13 protein-coding genes and 1 pseudogene are annotated in these 17,054 nt (G+C 70.9%); 7 read left to right on the plus strand and 7 right to left on the minus strand.

Going from position 1 to position 17,054, the window contains the following annotated elements; translation table 11 throughout:
• Nucleotides 1-7: 7 nt before the first annotated feature.
• On the plus strand, nt 8-595 hold the full coding sequence (locus A5757_RS08385; RefSeq protein ID WP_066831269.1) for a B-4DMT family transporter: 588 nt from the start codon (nt 8-10) through the stop codon (nt 593-595).
• Here A5757_RS08385 and aroQ read toward each other — a convergent pair.
• From aroQ to aroC, 4 genes and pseudogenes are all read right to left on the minus strand, one after another.
• A complete protein-coding gene (gene aroQ, locus A5757_RS08390; RefSeq protein WP_066831272.1) occupies nt 592-1,023 on the minus strand; it encodes a type II 3-dehydroquinate dehydratase in 432 nt (143 codons plus the stop codon). The two genes, A5757_RS08385 and aroQ, sit on opposite strands and share 4 nt — an antisense overlap.
• The gene (gene aroB, locus A5757_RS08395) at nt 1,020-2,102 is read right to left on the minus strand and encodes a 3-dehydroquinate synthase (protein WP_066831275.1); all 1,083 of its coding nucleotides are present in this window, start codon (nt 2,100-2,102) and stop codon (nt 1,020-1,022) included. Before aroB ends, aroQ begins: the two co-directional genes overlap by 4 nt.
• A gap of 152 nt (nt 2,103-2,254) precedes the next feature.
• Nucleotides 2,255-2,785 (minus strand): annotated as a pseudogene (locus A5757_RS08400) (shikimate kinase); the annotation flags it as partial.
• Nucleotides 2,785-4,008 carry a chorismate synthase gene (aroC, locus tag A5757_RS08405; RefSeq protein ID WP_066832277.1) on the minus strand — a complete coding sequence of 408 codons (1,224 nt, stop codon included), beginning with the start codon at nt 4,006-4,008 and terminating at the stop codon, nt 2,785-2,787. The pseudogene A5757_RS08400 and the gene aroC, both read right to left, overlap by 1 nt.
• Nucleotides 4,009-4,101: 93 nt before the next feature.
• On the opposite strand from aroC, the gene A5757_RS08410 reads away from it, so the two are divergent.
• Nucleotides 4,102-5,127 carry an NADPH:quinone reductase gene (locus A5757_RS08410; protein ID WP_066831281.1) on the plus strand — a complete coding sequence of 342 codons (1,026 nt, stop codon included), beginning with the start codon at nt 4,102-4,104 and terminating at the stop codon, nt 5,125-5,127.
• Here the strand turns inward: A5757_RS08410 and A5757_RS08415 are convergent.
• A complete protein-coding gene (locus A5757_RS08415) occupies nt 5,108-5,704 on the minus strand; it encodes a TetR-like C-terminal domain-containing protein (RefSeq protein WP_066831294.1) in 597 nt (198 codons plus the stop codon). The two genes, A5757_RS08410 and A5757_RS08415, sit on opposite strands and share 20 nt — an antisense overlap.
• Before the next feature lie 50 nt (nt 5,705-5,754).
• On the opposite strand from A5757_RS08415, the gene A5757_RS08420 reads away from it, so the two are divergent.
• The 3 genes from A5757_RS08420 to A5757_RS08430 are packed head-to-tail and all read left to right on the plus strand — an operon-like array spanning nt 5,755 to nt 10,252.
• Nucleotides 5,755-6,870 (plus strand): hypothetical protein, encoded by a 1,116-nt coding sequence (locus A5757_RS08420; protein WP_066831296.1) that lies wholly within the window; start codon nt 5,755-5,757, stop codon nt 6,868-6,870.
• Nucleotides 6,871-6,879: 9 nt separating this feature from the next.
• A complete protein-coding gene (locus A5757_RS08425; protein WP_066831298.1) occupies nt 6,880-7,869 on the plus strand; it encodes a TIGR03617 family F420-dependent LLM class oxidoreductase in 990 nt (329 codons plus the stop codon).
• Between the two features lies 1 nt (nt 7,870).
• Nucleotides 7,871-10,252: a PEP/pyruvate-binding domain-containing protein gene (locus tag A5757_RS08430; protein WP_066831300.1), complete on the plus strand. Its 2,382-nt coding sequence runs from the start codon at nt 7,871-7,873 to the stop codon at nt 10,250-10,252.
• On the opposite strand, the gene A5757_RS08435 is transcribed toward A5757_RS08430, so the two are convergent.
• The gene (locus tag A5757_RS08435) at nt 10,249-10,749 is read right to left on the minus strand and encodes an Lrp/AsnC family transcriptional regulator (RefSeq protein WP_066831301.1); all 501 of its coding nucleotides are present in this window, start codon (nt 10,747-10,749) and stop codon (nt 10,249-10,251) included. The two genes, A5757_RS08430 and A5757_RS08435, sit on opposite strands and share 4 nt — an antisense overlap.
• A 135-nt stretch (nt 10,750-10,884) precedes the next feature.
• Between A5757_RS08435 and A5757_RS08440 the strand changes: the two genes are divergently transcribed.
• Complete coding sequence (locus A5757_RS08440) at nt 10,885-14,352, plus strand: indolepyruvate ferredoxin oxidoreductase family protein (RefSeq protein WP_066832281.1); 3,468 nt, start codon at nt 10,885-10,887, stop codon at nt 14,350-14,352.
• Between the two features lie 10 nt (nt 14,353-14,362).
• Nucleotides 14,363-16,606, plus strand: coding sequence for an RNA polymerase recycling motor ATPase HelR (helR, locus tag A5757_RS08445; protein ID WP_369815923.1), 2,244 nt, complete (start codon nt 14,363-14,365; stop codon nt 16,604-16,606).
• A 15-nt stretch (nt 16,607-16,621) separates the two neighbouring features.
• Here helR and A5757_RS08450 read toward each other — a convergent pair whose 3' ends face one another.
• Nucleotides 16,622-17,053, minus strand: coding sequence for an A24 family peptidase (locus A5757_RS08450; protein ID WP_066831316.1), 432 nt, complete (start codon nt 17,051-17,053; stop codon nt 16,622-16,624).
• Between the last annotated feature and the right edge of the window lies 1 nt (nt 17,054).

Raw genomic sequence — 17,054 nt, forward strand, 5'->3', positions numbered from 1 at the left:
TTGCGCCATGAGCAAGTGGTTACTGCGCGGATTGGTGTTCGCGGCCCTGATGGTGATCGTCCGATTGCTGCAGGGAGCGATGATCAACGCCTGGGAGACGCGGGCCACGACGATCAGCATTTCGTTGGTGGCGGTCTACGCGATCGTCGCCTTCATCTGGGGTTTCTTCGACGGTCGCGCCGACGCGCGTAAGAACCCGGACCCCGATCGCCGCGCCGATCTGGCGATGACGTGGCTGCTGGCCGGACTCTTCGCCGGCGTCGTCAGCGGTCTGGTCACGTGGCTGATCGGGATGTTCTACAAGAACCTCTACGTCGAGGCCCTGGTCAGCGAGGTCACCACGTTTGCGGCGTTCACCGCGCTGCTGGTATTCCTGCTGGCGATCCTCGGTGTGGCGATCGGCCGCTGGCTGGTCGACCGCAAGACCCCGGATCAGCCGCGCCAGCGTGAGGACGACGAGCGCGCCGACACCGATGTGTTCGCCGCCGTGCGACCCGGCGGCTCCGAGGAGTCGCGGACGGCCGAGGATTACGAGCCGCAGACCGGCCCGGTGGCCACCCAGACCGCCACCGACCGCCCCGAGTCGCGCGCCTAGGCCGCCAGGTAGCGCAGGGCCAGCAGATAGCCCTGCACACCCAGACCGACGATCACGCCGGTCGCGACGCCGCTGAGATACGAGTGGTGCCGGAACTCTTCGCGCCGGTGCACGTTCGAGATGTGCACCTCGATCAGGGTGCCGAGTTCTGCACATGCGTCGCGCAGGGCGACCGAGGTGTGGGTGAGCGCGCCGGCGTTGAGTATCACGGGCTGCCCCGCGTCTGCCGCGTCGTGGATCCAGCCCAGCAGCTCGCCCTCGCTGTCGCTCTGCCGCACCACGGCGGCCAGGCCGAGGCCGGCGGCCTCCTGCTCGATCAGGGCGACGAGGTCGTCGTGGGTGGTACTGCCGTAGACGGCCGGTTCGCGCTTACCCAGCCGACCCAGGTTGGGACCGTTGATGACCTGAACGGTACTTCCGGCGCTCACTGCGCTCCCCCCACCACCGAGTAGGCCGCCGCCAGCAGCGCCGGGTCCGGACCTTCGAGCCGGCCGGGTTTGGCCAGACCGTCGAGGACCACGAACCGCAGCACTCCCGAGCGGGTCTTCTTGTCCCCGGCCATGTACTCCAGCAGCTGCGGAAGCGCGTCGGCGTCGTAGGAGATGGGCAGCCCGAGCGCGGTGAGCACGCTGCGGTGCCGGTCGGCGGTCTCGTCGTCGAGCCGGCCGGCCAGCCGGCCGAGTTCGGCGGCGAACACCAGCCCGACCGAGACGGCCGCGCCGTGGCGCCAGCTGTAACGTTCGCGGCGTTCGATGGCGTGCGCGAGCGTGTGGCCGTAGTTGAGGATCTCCCGCAGCGCGGATTCCTTCTCGTCGGCGGCCACCACCTCGGCCTTGACGGCGACCGCACGCCGGATGAGTTCGGGCAGCACGTCCGCGGTGGGGTCGATCGCGGCCTCGGGGTCGGCCTCGATGATGTCGAGGATCTGCGGGTCGGCGATGAAGCCGGCCTTGACCACTTCCGCCATCCCCGCCACGATCTCGTTGCGCGGCAGGGATTCCAGCGTCGCGAGGTCGATCAGCACGGCGGCCGGCTGGTGGAATGCGCCGACGAGGTTCTTGCCTGCGTCGGTGTTGATGCCGGTCTTTCCGCCGACAGCGGCGTCGACCATGCCGAGCAGTGTCGTCGGCACGTGCACGATGTCGATACCCCGCAGCCAGGTGGCGGCGGCGAATCCGGCGACGTCGGTGGCCGCTCCCCCGCCGAGGCTGACGACGGCGTCCTTGCGGCCGAGCCCGATGCGGCCGAGCACCTCCCAGATGAAACCGAGGACGGGCAGTTCCTTACCGGCCTCGGCATCGGGGATCTCGATGCGGTGCGCGTCGATTCCCTTGTCCGACAGGTGACTTCGGATCGCCTCGGCGGTCTGGGTGAGCGTCGGCTGGTGCAGGATCGCGACTTTGTGCCTGCCCTCGAGCTGGTGGCCCAGCTCGGTGAGCAGGCCGGTGCCGATGATCACCGGGTACGGGGGGTCGACGAGGACGTCGACGGTGACCGCTTCGCTCATGCGTGTCTTCCGGGTTTGCGCGCGGCCATGACCGCGGGGGTGGGCGGGGTGTTGTCGGTGGGCTCGGAGGTCGGGGGCGTTTCCGGGGCGCCGGCCGTGGGGTCGCGGCGCCACGGCGGCCTGCGGCGACGGCGCGGCCGGTTCACCTCGGCGCTCGCCGGTTTGGTGGGGTCGGGGGTGTGCTCGAGCCGGTGCACGATGTGGCGCACCACCGCTCCGGGATTGCGCCGGTTGGTGTTGACGCGCAGCGTGGCCACCCGCCGGTAGAGCGGTACGCGTTCGGTCATCAACGCCCGGTACTTCTCGGCGCGGTCGCCACCGGCCAGGAGCGGACGCACGTTGCTACCGCCGGTGCGGCGGATCCCCTCGGCGGCGCTGATCTCGAGATAGACCACGGCGTGTCCGGCGAGCGCGTCACGGACACCGGGGGTGGTCACCGCACCACCGCCCAGCGACAGCACGCCGTCGTGGTTCTGCAGCGCATCGCGGATCACTTCCTCCTCGAGGCGCCGGAACTCTTTTTCGCCGTCCTCGGCGAAGATCTCGGCGATGGTGCGGCCGGTGCGCTGTTCGATGGCGACGTCGGTGTCGAGCATCGCCACGCCGAGCGCTTTGGCCAGGCGCCGGCCGATCGTCGACTTACCCGATCCGGGCAGCCCGACCAGCACCGCCTTCGGGGCCATCAGCCTGGCGTCTCGACGGGATGGGCCCCGACCGGGTGCGTTTCGCGCTCCGCGACGGCGCGCAGGTAGGACTCGACGTTGGCGCGGGTCTCGGCCAGCGAGTCGCCGCCGAACTTCTGCAGCGCGGCGCGGGCCAGCACGAGCGCGACCATCGTCTCGACGACGACGCCGGCGGCAGGCACCGCGCAGACGTCGGAGCGCTGGTGGATCGCGACGGCTTCCTCGCCCGTGGCCATGTCGACGGTGGCCAGCGCGCGCGGCACCGTGGAGATCGGTTTCATCGCGGCGCGCACCCGCAGCGGCTGGCCGTTGGTCATCCCGCCCTCCAGGCCGCCCGCGCGGTTGGTGGAACGCACCACACCGTCGGGGCCCGGGTAGATCTCGTCGTGGGCGACGCTGCCGCGCCGGCGGGCGGTCTCGAATCCGTCGCCGATCTCGACGCCCTTGATGGCCTGGATGCCCATGACGGCACCGGCGAGCTGGCTGTCGAGGCGGTTCTCCCCGCTGGTGAACGAGCCGATTCCGACCGGCAGCCCGTGCACGACGACCTCGACGACGCCGCCGAGCGTGTCACCGTCGCGTTTGGCGGCCTCGATCTCGGCGATCATGGATTGCTCTGCCTCTTGGGTGTACGCGCGCACCGGGCTGCCGTCGACGGCGGCCAGGTCGGCGGGCTGCGGCGGCGGGCCGTCGTAGGGGGCCGACGCACCGATGGAGATGACGTGGGAGACCACCTCGACGCCGAGGGCCTGGCGCAGGAAGTTGCGGGCCACGGTGCCGGCGGCGACGCGGGCGGCGGTCTCGCGGGCGCTGGCGCGTTCGAGCACCGGCCGGGCGTCGTCGAAGCCGTACTTGAGCATGCCGGCGTAGTCGGCGTGCCCCGGGCGGGGCCGGGTCAGCGGGGCGTTGCGCGCGGCGCTGTCGGCGAGCACCTGCTCGTCGACCGGGTCCGGCGCCATCACGGTCTCCCACTTCGGCCACTCGGTGTTGCCGATCTCGATCGCGATCGGCCCGCCGAGGGTGAGGCCGTGCCGGACGCCGGCCAGCATGGTCACTTCGTCCTGCTCGAACTTCATCCGGGCGCCGCGGCCGTAGCCGAGCCGGCGCCGCTGTAGCTGCGCGGAGATGTCCGCCGACGTCACAGACACACCGGCGACCATGCCTTCGAGCATGGCCACCAGCGCACGGCCATGGGATTCACCGGCAGTCGTCCATCGCAACACGCGTCCCATCTTCCCACGGCCCGCAGTCCGCCCCGAAATCCCGGGGGAACGCCGGTGGAACACCGGCCGCGGGGCTTCGCGTTGTGTCGTCGCATGAAGGCGATCACCTACGCCCGGACGGGCGACAGTTCCGTATTGCAGTTGCACGACCGCCCGGTGCCCGAACCGGGGCCGGGCGAGGTGCGGGTCCGCATCGCGCTCTCGGGCGTGAACCCCACCGACTGGAAGCACCGGCAGGGCGCAGCACCCGGCCGGGAACTGGAATTCGCCGAGCTGGTACCCCACCACGACGGCGCGGGGGTGGTGGACGCGCTCGGCGACGGCGTCTCCGGACTTGCGGTGGGTGACCGGGTGTGGGTGTTCATGGCCCAGCATCAGCGTCCGGGTGGCACGGCCCAGGAGTACGTGGCGCTGCCCGCGACGGCGGTGGTGCCGCTACCCGCAGGGGTCGACTTCGAGGTCGGCGCCAGCCTGGGGGTGCCCGCCCTGACGGCGCACCGGGCGCTCACCGTCGCCGAGGGGCTGCCGTCGCGGCTGCACCCTGGTGCGCTGGACGGTGTGACGGTGCTCGTGGCCGGCGGCGCGGGCGCCGTCGGCCATGCGGCCATCCAGCTGGCCCGGTGGGCGGGCGCTCGGGTGATCACGACGGTGAGCAGCCCCGAGAAGGCGGCGCTGGCGTCCGCGGCGGGCGCGGACCACGTCGTGAACTACCGCTCGGAGGATGCGGTGCAGGCGATCCGCGCCGCGGCCCCCGACGGGGTGGACATCGTGGTGGAGGTGGCGCCCGCGCAGAACGCCGCGCTGAACACAGCGGTGGTGTCGAACCGGGCGACGATCTCGATCTACGCGAACAACGGCGGCACCGCCGTGGAACTCGACATCATGCCGAACATGTGGGTCAACGCCCGCTACCAGTTCCTGGTCCTCTACACCGTGGGTGAGGACGTGCTGGCCGCCGCGCGCGACGACGTTGCCGCCGCGGTGGCGGCGGGCGCCATGGGCGTCGGCGAGGGCGCCGGTCTACCGCTGCACTATTTCCCGCTGGAGGACACGGCGGCAGCGCACGACGCCGTGGAGAGCGGTGTCACGGGAAAGGTGCTCATCCGGGTCGGCGAGTAGCCGGCCAGCGCTCGGTGATCAGCTCAGTCATCGCGTCCACCCACGCGTCGTCGAGGCTGGCGTCGTGGCGGATGAGGATGCGGAAGATCGCCGTCCCCGCCACGACCTCGGCGAGCATCGGCAGGTCGTCGCCGCCGCGCCGCTGCTGGCCGAAGCGCGATTCGAAGGCGGCCAGATTGCCGGCCAGCCGGGCGGTCATCGTGCGGTGCAGATCCGGGTCGGCGACGGTGTCGGCGATCAGCCCGGGCAGGGCGACGCGGACCTCCGGGCGGTCGAACATCGCGCGCGTGGTCTCGACGAGGGCGCGGATGTCGGCGCGGATGTCACCGGCGCCGTCCGGGATCGAGGTGGCCTCGGCCGAGAGCACCGCCTCGTGGACGAGTTGCGCCTTGCCCGACCACCGCCGGTAGATCGCGGCGGTGGTGGTGCCTGCCCGGGCGGCGATGGCCGACAGCGACAGCGCCGAGTAGCCGGTCTGGAGAATCAGCTCGCGGGTGGCGTCGATGATCGCGGCGTCGATCCGGCCGTCGCGGGGGCGGCCCGGCGCCTTGCCTTCGCCGCGCTGATCTGCTGTCATATCCGCAGTCTAGTTCCAATACAGCACGCATCGTATTTGTTAGGGAGCTCGTGAACCTCAGCCCGCTCGACGAGTACCCGATCCATCAGGTGCCCGCGCCGATCGCCGCACCCGCAACGTCGGACCGCAACTTCTACGACCGGTCCTACTTCAACGTGCTCGACCGCGACGGCCGGTTCATGGCGCTGACCGGTATCGGCTACTACCCGCGCCTCGGCGTCAAGGACGCCTACTTCCTGGTGCGGCGCGGGGACACCCAGACCGCGGTGCACTTCAGCGATGCGATCGACGACGACCGGCTCCACCAGCACGTCAACGGTTACCGCCTCGAGGTCGTCGAACCGCTGCAGGAGTTGCACCTGACCATCGCCGAGACCGAGGGCATCTCCGCGGACCTGACGTGGCGCGGACTGTTCCCCGCCGCACTGGAGCGTCCGCACGAGATGCTGACCGAACGGCGGGTGACGTTGCACGCGTGCCGATTCGCGCAGGTGGGCAGCTGGCAGGGCTGGATCGACGTCGACGGTGAGCGGTTGACCGTCGAGCACGACACCAGCGTTGCCAGCCGGGACCGGTCGTGGGGCATCCGCCCCGTCGGCGAGCCGGAACCGGCCGGGCGGCCCGACACCGCGTTCGGCGGCATGTGGTGGCTGTATCTGCCGCTGGCGTTCGACGACTACCAGCTGTTCCTGATCCTGCAGGAGGATCCGGACGGCCACCGCAGCCTCTACGACTGCACGCGCCGGTGGCGCGACGGCAGGGTCGAACAGCTCGACGGCGTACGGGCGACGATCCACTACACGCCCGGGACGCGGATCCCGCACGGCGCCCATGTCGAGTTCATGAACCGCGCGGGTGAGAAGATCCAGCTCGACGTCGAATCGAAGTTGTTCGCGCCCATCGCATTCGGGTCCGGTTACGGCGGCGACACCTCATGGGGTCACGGCACCTGGAAGGAGGGCCCGTTCACCGAACGGGTCAGCTTCGACCTGACCGATCCTGCCGTGATGGCCAGGGCGCCGTTCAGTCTGATCGACCATGTCGGCAAGGCCGTGTGCACCGAGGCCGACGGCACCACCCGCGAGGGTGCGGGGCTGTTCGAGCACGGCATCATCGGACCGCACCGTCCGTCGGGGTTCACCGACTGGACCGACGTGGCGGGATAGGGCGGCGAGATGAAGGTCATGACAGCGTTGTTCGGGCCCACCGATGCGGTCGAACGGGCAGGTCTGCTCAAGGAGGCCGGTGCGTCCGGGGTGTTCACCTTCGAGGGGCCGTTCGACGTGTTCACCCCGCTGGTGCTGGCGTCGACGGTCAAGGGTCTGGACGTGATGTCCAACGTCGCGATCGCGTTCCCGCGCAACCCGATCCAGCTGGCCCACCAGGCCAACGATCTGCAGTTGCTCGCCGAGGGCCGGTTCATCCTGGGCCTGGGCACGCAGGTGCGCGCACAGATCGAGAAGCGCTACGGCGTGGCGTTCGACAAACCCGTCGCACGGATGAAGGAACTGGTGGGGGCGCTGCGCGCGATCTTCGCCACCTGGAACGACGGGGAGCGACTCGACTTCCGCGGCGAGTACTACCGCCACACCCTGATGACACCGACCTTCGTCCCCGGGCCGAATCCCTACGGTCCGCCCCCGATCTATCTGGGGGCGCTGGGTCCGCGGCTGACCCGGGCCACCGCGGAGGTGGCCGACGGTCTGCTGGTGATGCCGTTCGGGTCGAAGCGGTTCCTGCACGAGACCACGCTGCCGGCGGTCCGTGAGGGCCTCGCCGCCGCGGGCCGCTCCGAGGACGACTTCGCCGTAGTGCCCGAGGTGATCGTCTCCGTCGGCACTGGGTCGGACGACGACCACCACTCGACCCGAATGCTGTTGGCCTTCTACGGTTCCACCCCTGCCTACCGTCCCGTGCTCGACGCCCACGGGTGGGGCGATCTGCAACCCGAGCTGAACGCGATGTCCAAACAGGGCCGCTGGCAGGAGATGGCGACCCTGATCGACGACGAGATCCTGCACACCATCGCCGCCTGCGGCACCCCGGCCGAAGTGGCCGCACACATCCGGGACCGCGTCGACGGGGTGTCCGACCGGATCTGCCTGTACCAACCGGGCCCCATCGCAGTCGACGCACTCGCCGAGATCGTGGACGCGTTGACCTGACATGGCGCCGAGAACCCTCGAATTCGACGACATCACCGACGACCGCTTCGGCGGAAAGGCCGCCGGTCTGGCGGAATTGCGCCGTATCGGCCTCGCCGTCCCGGTGGGCTTCGTGGTCGCCGACGCGTCCGCGTCAGACCCACTCGACGCCGCAGTGCACCGATTCACCGAGATGTCCGCCGCCGGGGCGACTCCGGTGGCGGTCCGGTCCTCCGCGGCCGGGGAGGACGGCGCCGACCAGTCCTTCGCCGGTCAGTACGACACCGTGCTCGGCGTCGACTCCGTCGACGGATTCGTCGCGGCCGTACGCCGGTGCGCGGAATCCGTCGGCTCCCGACGTGCATCGTCCTACAGCGGCGACTCCCCCGCCGTCATGAACGTTGTCGTGCAGCAGATGGTGGACGCACGGGCCGCGGGCGTCGTGTTCACCGCCGACCCGGCGACCGGACGGCGCGATTTGCTGGTCATCGACGCCGTGGCCGGGCTCGGCGAAGCGCTCGTCGACGGCTCGGCCTCTCCCGATCACATCGTGCTGACCGCCGACGGCGACACCGCGGTGCGCGAGGGCCCCGGTCCGGTCCTGTCCCCCGGCGAGATCACCGAGATCCGTTCCGGCGCACTGCGCGCGGCCGGTCACTGGGGCATTCCGCTGGACCTCGAATGGGCGATCGACCACACCGGCACGCTGTGGTGGCTGCAGGCCCGGCCGATCACCACGCTGCCCGGGGACCTCAACGAGATGGATTCACCCCTCGCCGGCGCCGAACACGTGTACACCCGCTGCAACATCGGCGAGATGATGCCGGGGGCGTTCTGCCCGCTGACGGCGTCGGTGTCGGGGTACGCCATCGACTACGCGATGCAGATGACGCAGGTGGTGGCCCGCGCCCAGGAGCGGTACGACACCCCGTGGCTGCAGGTCGGCTACTTCTACGGCCACATGTTCCTGAACATGACCGAAGGCACGGCACTGAGTTCGGGCATCCTGGGCAACTCGCTGGAACAGTTCTCGATGTCGATCTGCGGGCGGGTGATCGACGAACTCGAACCCAAACCGCCGAAACCGTTCGCGCGCAAGCTGGTCAACACGGTCCGGCTGTCGTCGTTCGCGCTGTCCGCCGGTCCGGCGATCCGCCGGCTGCCGAACCAGATCGGCGAGTACGCGGTACCGACCGGTGACGACCCGCGGCTGGTCCTGCGCCAGCTGGACACCGGGGTCGACCTCTACTGTGACGTCACCCTCACCCACGTGCGGTCCTCGTCGCGCGCGGCGGTGGCGGCCAACATCCTGGAGAGCGTCCTGGTCCGGGACGCGGTGAAGAACGGCCGCAGCGCCGAAGACGGTCAGGCCGAGGCGATCCGGCTCATGTCGGGAGCGGCGGACGTCGAGAGCGCGCTCATGGTGGAGGAACTCGACTCGGTGGTGCGCACGCTGGCCGCCGAACGGGCGGGTGCCGAACGGTTCCTGGCGGCCGACCCGGCGCAGGCCGTCACCGAGTTGCGGGCGGCCTCGGGCGCCGGCGGTGCGGCGTTGCGGGAGTTCCTGATCCGCCACGGCCACCGGGGCTACCGCGAACTGTGCATGCGCGATCCCTCCTGGGCCGAGGACCCCCGCGGGCTGGGCACGATGCTGCAGGTCATGCTGCGGGCCGCGCGCAATCCGGCCGAACGTGGTACCGCGCAGGGACGGAGCGACGCGCCGCGATCGAGGGCCGTGCGGTTACTCGCCCGGCTCGCGCAGGGCGGTGCGCGCGGCCGCGAGGAGACCAAATCGAAGATGGCGCTGATGGCGCACGCGCTCAAACGCGGTTACCGCCATCTCGGTGAGGTGCTGACCCGGTCGGGCCGGCTCCCGGACGCCGATCTCATCTTCTTCTTCGACCGCAGCGAACTCCCCCGCCTCGTCGATGACCGGGCCGCGGACGGGGATGTCGCCGAGCTCGTCGAGCGCGCCCTGCAGCGGCGGGCGGCGCTGCCGTTCCAGGACGCCCTCGAGTTCGAGGACGTATCGATCGGCCGCCCCACACCGGTACTCGCGCCGCCGCCGAGCGCGACGGCCGAGAACGAGATCGCCGGACGTCCCGCCAGCCGTGGGACGGTGGAAGGCGTTGTGCGGGTGGCGAAGTCGATTCGCGACGCGGTCGACGTGCAACGCGGCGAGATCCTCGTCGCGCCGGTGACCGATGTGGGTTGGACGCCCTATTTCACGGTGATCGGCGCACTGGTCACCGACATCGGCAGCTCGGTGTCGCACGGCGCCGTGGTGGCACGCGAATACGGGCTGCCCTGTGTGGTCAACACTCTGGTGGCCACCCAGGTGCTCCGGACCGGGGACCGGGTGCGGGTGGACGGCGACCGCGGCCTGGTCACCCGGCTCGCCTAGGGTTTGGGCGTCGAACGCCCCCAGCCGGTGTGGCGGGTGGTCTCGTCCAGCAGCGGGATCACCCGGTAGGGCAGCGGTGTGGTCAGGGCGAGCGTCGTGCTCGAGTGCACGACCCCGGGGATCGCCAGGATCCGCACCACCAGTTCCTGCAGTTCGGCCTGCGTGCCGGTGGCGACCCGCACCAGCAGATCCTCCCGGCCAGTCGTCGCGTGCACCTCGAGCACCTGCGGGATACCGGCCAGACCGCTGACCACCGAGGCCATCCCGACCTGGGTGATCTCCAGTGCGACGAAAGCTTGCACCGCCACGCCGGCCTGCGCGAGGTCCACGCGCGGCTCGTAGCCGGTCACCACACCGGACTCCTCCAGGCGGCGCACCCGGGACTGCACGGTGTTCCGCGACACCCCCAGCGCCGACGACAGTTCGACCACCCCGGTGCGGGCGTCGTCGGTCAGCTTGCGCAGGATCTGCAGGTCGAGCCGGTCCAAGCTGGTCATTCTTCCCACCTTAGGGCGTGACGGGCGTCACCAACTGACCCATCCGACCAGTTGTCGGCTGATCAGTTGACCGCCTGGTCATCGAGTCGCACGCTTGAAGGAGCCAAGCGATCACCCTCGGAGGAGGTGGGTCTGATGACCGACCTGGCCGACAACCACTGTCCCGCCCCGTATGACCTCACGTCCCGGTACTCGGCGGCTTCGGGTCCGGTGCTGCTGACCGGTGTGCAGGCCATCGCCCGCCAACTGGTGGAGCAGCACGTGCGCGACCTGCGGGCCGGCCACCGCGTCGCCACCTTCGTCTCCGGTTATCAGGGCAGTCCGCTGGCCGGGCTCGACCGGCTCCTGGCCGGCCTCGGCGACGTCACCGCCAGCCACGACGTCACGCTGGTCCCCGGGGTGAACGAGGAACTGGCGGCGACCGCCGTCTGGGGCAGTCAGCTCGAACTCCCGAAGGGCAGGCGCAGCCACGACGGGGTCGTCGGGGTCTGGTACGGCAAGGGCCCCGGCCTGGACCGCGCCGGCGATGCCCTGCGCCACGCCGTCATGTACGGCGCCCATCCGGCCGGCGGCGCCCTGGCCCTGGTCGGCGACGACCCGGCGGCGAAATCGTCGACCGTGCCCGCCGCGAGCGAGCGGACCCTGGCCGCGCTGTCGATGCCGGTGCTGTTCCCGCGCAACGCGGAGGAGGTCGTGGCCTTCGGGCTCTACGGTGTCGCGCTGTCCCGGGCGTCGGGCTGCTGGCCCGCACTCAAGATCGTCGCCGACGTCGCCGACGGTCTCTGGACGCTCGACCGGGACTTCGCCGACTTCCCCATCACCGTCCCCACCATCGACTGGGACGGCCGGCCGTGGACCTACCGGCAGCGCGTCATGGCCGCTCCGGCCGACAGCCTGCTCGCCGAAGCCGATCTCTACGGACCCCGGTGGGCGATGGTCGAGGCCTTCGGCGCCGCCAACCCGATCGACACCATCGAGGTCGATCCGGCCGACGCCTGGCTGGGCATTGTCGCGGTCGGCACCGCGTACGACTCTGTACGCCAAGCGCTTTCCGATCTCGGCCTCACCGAGGCCGACCTGCTCGAGGCCGGGATCCGCATCCTGCGCGTCGGCATGCCGTATCCGCTCGGCGCGGCGACGGTCCGTCGGCTCGCCGCCGGGGCGGACCGGGTGCTGGTCGTCGAGGACAAGACCGCGTTCGTCGAATCCCAGGTGAAAGAGCTCCTGTACGGCCGCGATCGGGCGCCCGCGGTGCTCGGCAAGCGGGGCCTCGACGGGCGTCCCCTCATCCCGGCGGACGGCGAACTGACCGCCGCCCGGCTGGCCGGCCCGCTGCGCCGGGTCCTCTCCGAGCGCGTGACGGTGACGGCACCGCCGCCACCGCCGTTGTCGCTCACCGTGTTGCCCACCAAGCGCACCGCCTACTTCTGCTCCGGCTGCCCGCACAACCGCTCCACCGCGGTCCCGGCCGGATCGCTGGCCGGCGGCGGCATCGGCTGCCACACGCTGGTGACGTTGTCGCCGCGTACCGACTCCCACGTCACCGGTCTGACCCAGATGGGCGGTGAGGGCGCGCAGTGGATCGGGCAGGCGCCCTACACCGACGTCGAGCACATCTTCCAGAACATCGGCGACGGAACGTATTTCCACTCCGGCCAGCTGGCGATTCAAGCCAACATCGCGGCCGGGACGAACATCACCTACAAGATCCTGTACAACTCGGCGGTCGCGATGACCGGTGCGCAGGACGCCGAGGGCGGGTTGCCGGTACCGGAGCTGACGCGCAAGCTCACCGCCGAGGGCGTGGCCGGGATCATCGTCTGCGCGGAGGACCCGGGGCGCTACCGGCACGCCGCGTTCGCCCCCGGGGTCAGGCTGTGGCATCGGGACCGCCTCGACGAGGCGCAGCGGATCCTGCGTGACACCAGGGGGGTGACGGTGCTGATCTACGACCAGCAGTGCGCGGCCGAGGCCCGCCGCAAACGCAAGCGCGGCAGCCTGCCCGTCCGGCGCACCCGCGTGGTCATCAACGAGGCGGTCTGCGAAGGCTGCGGTGACTGCGGCGTCAAGAGCAACTGCCTGTCCGTCCAGCCCGTGGATACCGAGTTCGGCCGCAAGACCCGGATCGATCAGACCTCGTGCAACACCGACTACTCGTGCCTCGACGGCGAGTGCCCGTCGTTCGTGACCGTCGAGGTAGCCGAAGACCACGCGGCCACAACAGCTTCGGCACCCACACCTCCCCCGGTGCCCGACGTCGAGACGCCGCTGCCGGCGTCACCGCACAACGTGTTCCTCGCCGGCATCGGCGGGACCGGGATCGTCACCGTGAACCAGGTCCTCGGGATGGCCGCACTGCGGTCCGGACTGCACGTCGACGGTCTGGACCAGACGGGTCTGAGCCAGAAGGCGGGACCGGTGACATCGCACCTGCGGCTGTCCACCGGCTCCGCGGCCGCCAACCGGATCAGCCCGGCGGGCGCCGACTGTGTGCTGGCCTTCGATCTGCTCACCGCCGCCGAGGCCAGAAACCTCGGCTACGGCGATCCGGCGCGGACCGTCACCGTCGCCTCCACCAGCAGGACACCCACCGGCGAAATGGTCTACGACGGCTCGGTGACCTACCCCGACGACGACGAGCTGATCGACCTGCTGCGTGACCGGGCCCGCACCGTCATCCCGTTCGACGCACTCGCCTCGGCCCGGGCCCTGTTCGGCGATGCGGCGGCGGCGAACTTCCTGCTGGTGGGCGCCGCCTATCAGGCCGGGGCGCTGCCGGTCCCGGCCGCGGCCATCGAGGAAGCCATCGAGATCAACGGCGTTGCGGTGGAAGCCAACCGGGCGGCGTTCCGATGGGGACGGGTGGCCGTCGCTGACCCGGCCGCGTTCGCGGCGGTGTCGGCCGCCACGACGGCGCCGCGCCGCAGCGACACCGCAGTGCCGACTCATCTGCTGGCCGGTTCGCCGGTCACCGGGCAGACGCGCGCGATCGTGGAACGCTGCTCCGCCCAACTGGCCGCCTACCAGGGCGACCGGCTCGTCACCCGCTACCTCGCCGCGGTCGACGCGGCGTGGGCATGCGAACGGGCGGTCACGTCGCGCACCGAGTTCTCCTGTGCGGTCGCGACGAATCTGCACAGACTCCTCGCCTACAAGGACGAGTACGAGGTCGCCCGGCTGCTGACCGACCCCGCATTCGTCGCCTCGCTGCAGACCGAGGTGCCCGGCGGCGAGAACGTGACCTACCGGCTTCATCCGCCCACCCTGAAAGCGTTGGGGCGCAAGAAGAAGATCGGTTTCGGCCCGCGGTCGCATGGAGCGCTCAAACTGCTCGCCAGGGCGAAGGCGCTGCGCGGCACCCCGCTCGACCCGTTCGGTCATACCCGCATGCGCAAGCTGGAGCGCACGCTGGCCGCGCACTACGAGGCCATGGTCGCCACGCTGGGCGCCGAACTTTCCGCCGCGACCTACGACACCGCCGTATCGGCCGCTTCGGCACCCGACCTAGTCCGCGGCTACGACGAGGTCAAGCTGCGCAACGTGGCGGCCTACGTGGCCCGGCTCACCGCGCTCGGCATCGATACGACGATGCTGGACGGCTAGCCTGGCGTCGGTGAGCGCCGAGTTGTCTGATCAGGGATTCGAAGCGGAATTGCGGGCCGAGCAGAGCTACGTCGACCGGCTCTACGTGCGCCTCGACGCCGAACGCGCCCGGCTGAAGGAGCGGTACAGCGCGGCGCTGCGCGGACCGGTCGACCGCAGTGACGGCGGCACCCTGTTCCAGCGGGACGCCGAGGTCCGCGCGATCGGCAAACAGCAGCAGCGGTTCGACGTGCCCGATCAGGGGCTGTGCTTCGGGCGGTTGGACACCGACGCCGGGGAACGGCTCTACATCGGGCGGATCGGCCTGCTCGACGACGACGTCGAACGCGACGCGCTGCTGCTGGACTGGCGGGCACCGGCCGCGCGGCCGTTCTACGTCGCGACCGCCGCGCACCCGGAGGGCATGCGGCTACGCAGACAGTTTCATTCGCGGGGCCGTCGGCTGACTGATCTGACCGACGAGGTGCTGGGCCGGCCGACCGCCGGGGACGGCGAGATGGACAGCATCAATGACGCTGACGCCGCGCTGCTCGCGGCGGTCAACGCGCCCCGTGGCGCGGGGATGCGCGACATCGTCGCGACCATCCAGGCCGAGCAGGACGAGATCATCCGGCTGGACCATCCCGGTGTGCTGGTGATCGAGGGCGGTCCGGGCACCGGCAAGACGGTGGTCGCGCTGCACCGCGTCGCCTACCTGCTCTACACCCACCGCGCCCGCTTCGAGCGCAGCGGGGTCCTGGTGGTCGGGCCCAACCGCGCGTTCCTCGATCACATCGGCCGGGTGCTGCCGTCGCTCGGGGAATCCGAGGCGGTGTTCGCCACGCCCGGGGATCTCTGGCCGGGGGTGCACGCCGACACCGAGGACGTCCCGGAGGTCGCTCGGATCAAGGGTGCGTTGTCGATCCTCGAGGTGCTGGCCGCCGCCGTCGCCGACCGGCAGCGGCTGCCGGAGGAGCCCATCCCGATCGAGTTGTCGGACGTGACGGTGCGCATCGACGCACCCACCGCGGAGTGGGCCCGGCAGGAGGCCCGCGATCTCGGGTTGCCGCACAACGATTCTCGTGCCAAGTTCCGCGAGATCATCACCTACGTGCTGACCGAGCGCGCGGTGTCGCGGGTCGCCCGGGGCTGGCTGAGCCGGGAGGACACCAACGCGCTGGCCGATCTGCGTAGCGACATCACCGAGGAACTCGCCGAGAACGATCAACTGAGCGCGGCGATCGACGAGTTGTGGCCGATCCTGACGCCGGTGTCGCTGCTGGCGTCGCTGTACGCGTCGCCGGAGCGGCTGCGTGCCGCGGGCGCCGACGCCGCGCTGTACCGCGCCGACGGTGCGGCCTGGACGGTCTCGGACGTGCCGCTGCTCGACGAGCTGGTGGATCTGCTGGGTCGCGACCGGGCGGCCGAGGCCGCCGCCGAACGGGAACGCCGCGAGGAGGAGGCGTACGCCGCCGGCGTGCTCGATCTGATGGTCGATCGCGAGGACCTGATGGACGACGAGGACCTCCTGCTGGCCCGCGACGTCATCGACGCCGAAGAACTGGCGGACCGCTTCATCGAACGCGACACCCGCGACCTTGCCGAGCGCGCCGCCGCCGACCGGGACTGGACGTACGGCCACGTCGTGGTCGACGAGGCGCAAGAGCTCTCGGAGATGGATTGGCGGGTGCTGATGCGCCGCTGCCCGAGTCGGTCGTTCACGATCGTGGGCGATCTCGCGCAACGCCGCTCCGCCGCCGGCGCAACATCCTGGGACAGGATGCTGCAGCCGTACGTACCGGGTCGGTGGCTCTACAAGGCGCTGACGGTGAACTACCGGACCCCCGCCGAGATCATGGCCGTCGCCGCCGCGGTGCTCGCCGAGGTCGCACCCGGTGTGAAGCCGCCGGAGTCGGTCCGCTCGTGCGGGATCCCGCCGTGGTCGAGACAGGTGACCGACAACGAGTTGTCCTCGGCCATTGAGGATTTCACCCGCACCGAGGCAGGCCGGGAGGGCACCAGTGTGGTGATCGGCCCGCCCGGCACCCCCGGAGCGGTGCCGCCTGCGGAGACCAAGGGCCTCGAATTCGACGCGGTGCTGGTGGTGCAGCCGGAGAAGATCCTGGCCGACGGTCCGCGGGGCGCGGCCGAACTCTACGTCGCGCTCACCCGCGCCACGCAGCGGCTCGGCGTGGTGCACGTCGAGCCCCTGCCGGCGGCGCTGGCCGGTCTCGCAGGCCTGGTCGCGTCCGCCGACGCGCCGAGTGTGCACTGAGCTCCAGCAGCCGCCTCACAACACGGCGGGCGCCACCGCGGCCATACTGGCGACGCACATCGACAACCCGTGCGGCACAGTCTGTTTCGAGCGCAGCGCCAGTATCGCCACAGCCCACACGCCGCTGAGCAACGGCGCCCCCAGGGCGGCGGGCAGCCAGATCTGGGACCCGAACCCGCCCGTCAGCGCACCGAGGCCGATCGCGAGTTTGACGTCTCCCGCGCCCATCGCCGACGGCGACACCAGGTGCACCGCCGCGTAGACCGCGAACAGGACGCCCGCCCCGGCCACCGCGGGCAACCCGCGTCCGACCGCAGCGGCCCCGAGCAGCATCACCAGCGCCCCGGGCAGCGTCAGGACATTCGGTAACCGGCGGTGCCGCACGTCGGACACGCTCAGCGCCACACACCACGCCACCACCGCGCCGGCGGCGACCGTCTCCCCCATC

It is taken from the genome of Mycobacterium sp. 852013-51886_SCH5428379, from assembly GCF_001665575.1.
Classification (GTDB): Bacteria; Actinomycetota; Actinomycetes; order Mycobacteriales; family Mycobacteriaceae; genus Mycobacterium.

What these genes read in the sequence shown, in the direction of transcription:
- A5757_RS08385 (WP_066831269.1), top strand. Translation starts at nt 8, where the DNA reads ATGAGCAAGTGGTTACTGCGCGGATTGGTGTTCGCGGCCCTGATGGTG.
- aroB (WP_066831275.1), bottom strand. Translation starts at nt 2,102, where the DNA reads ATGAGCGAAGCGGTCACCGTCGACGTCCTCGTCGACCCCCCGTACCCG.
- A5757_RS08410 (WP_066831281.1), top strand. Translation starts at nt 4,102, where the DNA reads ATGAAGGCGATCACCTACGCCCGGACGGGCGACAGTTCCGTATTGCAG.
- A5757_RS08415 (WP_066831294.1), bottom strand. Translation starts at nt 5,704, where the DNA reads ATGACAGCAGATCAGCGCGGCGAAGGCAAGGCGCCGGGCCGCCCCCGC.
- A5757_RS08425 (WP_066831298.1), top strand. Translation starts at nt 6,880, where the DNA reads ATGAAGGTCATGACAGCGTTGTTCGGGCCCACCGATGCGGTCGAACGG.
- A5757_RS08430 (WP_066831300.1), top strand. Translation starts at nt 7,871, where the DNA reads ATGGCGCCGAGAACCCTCGAATTCGACGACATCACCGACGACCGCTTC.
- A5757_RS08435 (WP_066831301.1), bottom strand. Translation starts at nt 10,749, where the DNA reads ATGACCAGCTTGGACCGGCTCGACCTGCAGATCCTGCGCAAGCTGACC.
- A5757_RS08440 (WP_066832281.1), top strand. Translation starts at nt 10,885, where the DNA reads ATGACCGACCTGGCCGACAACCACTGTCCCGCCCCGTATGACCTCACG.
- A5757_RS08450 (WP_066831316.1), bottom strand. Translation starts at nt 17,053, where the DNA reads ATGGGGGAGACGGTCGCCGCCGGCGCGGTGGTGGCGTGGTGTGTGGCG.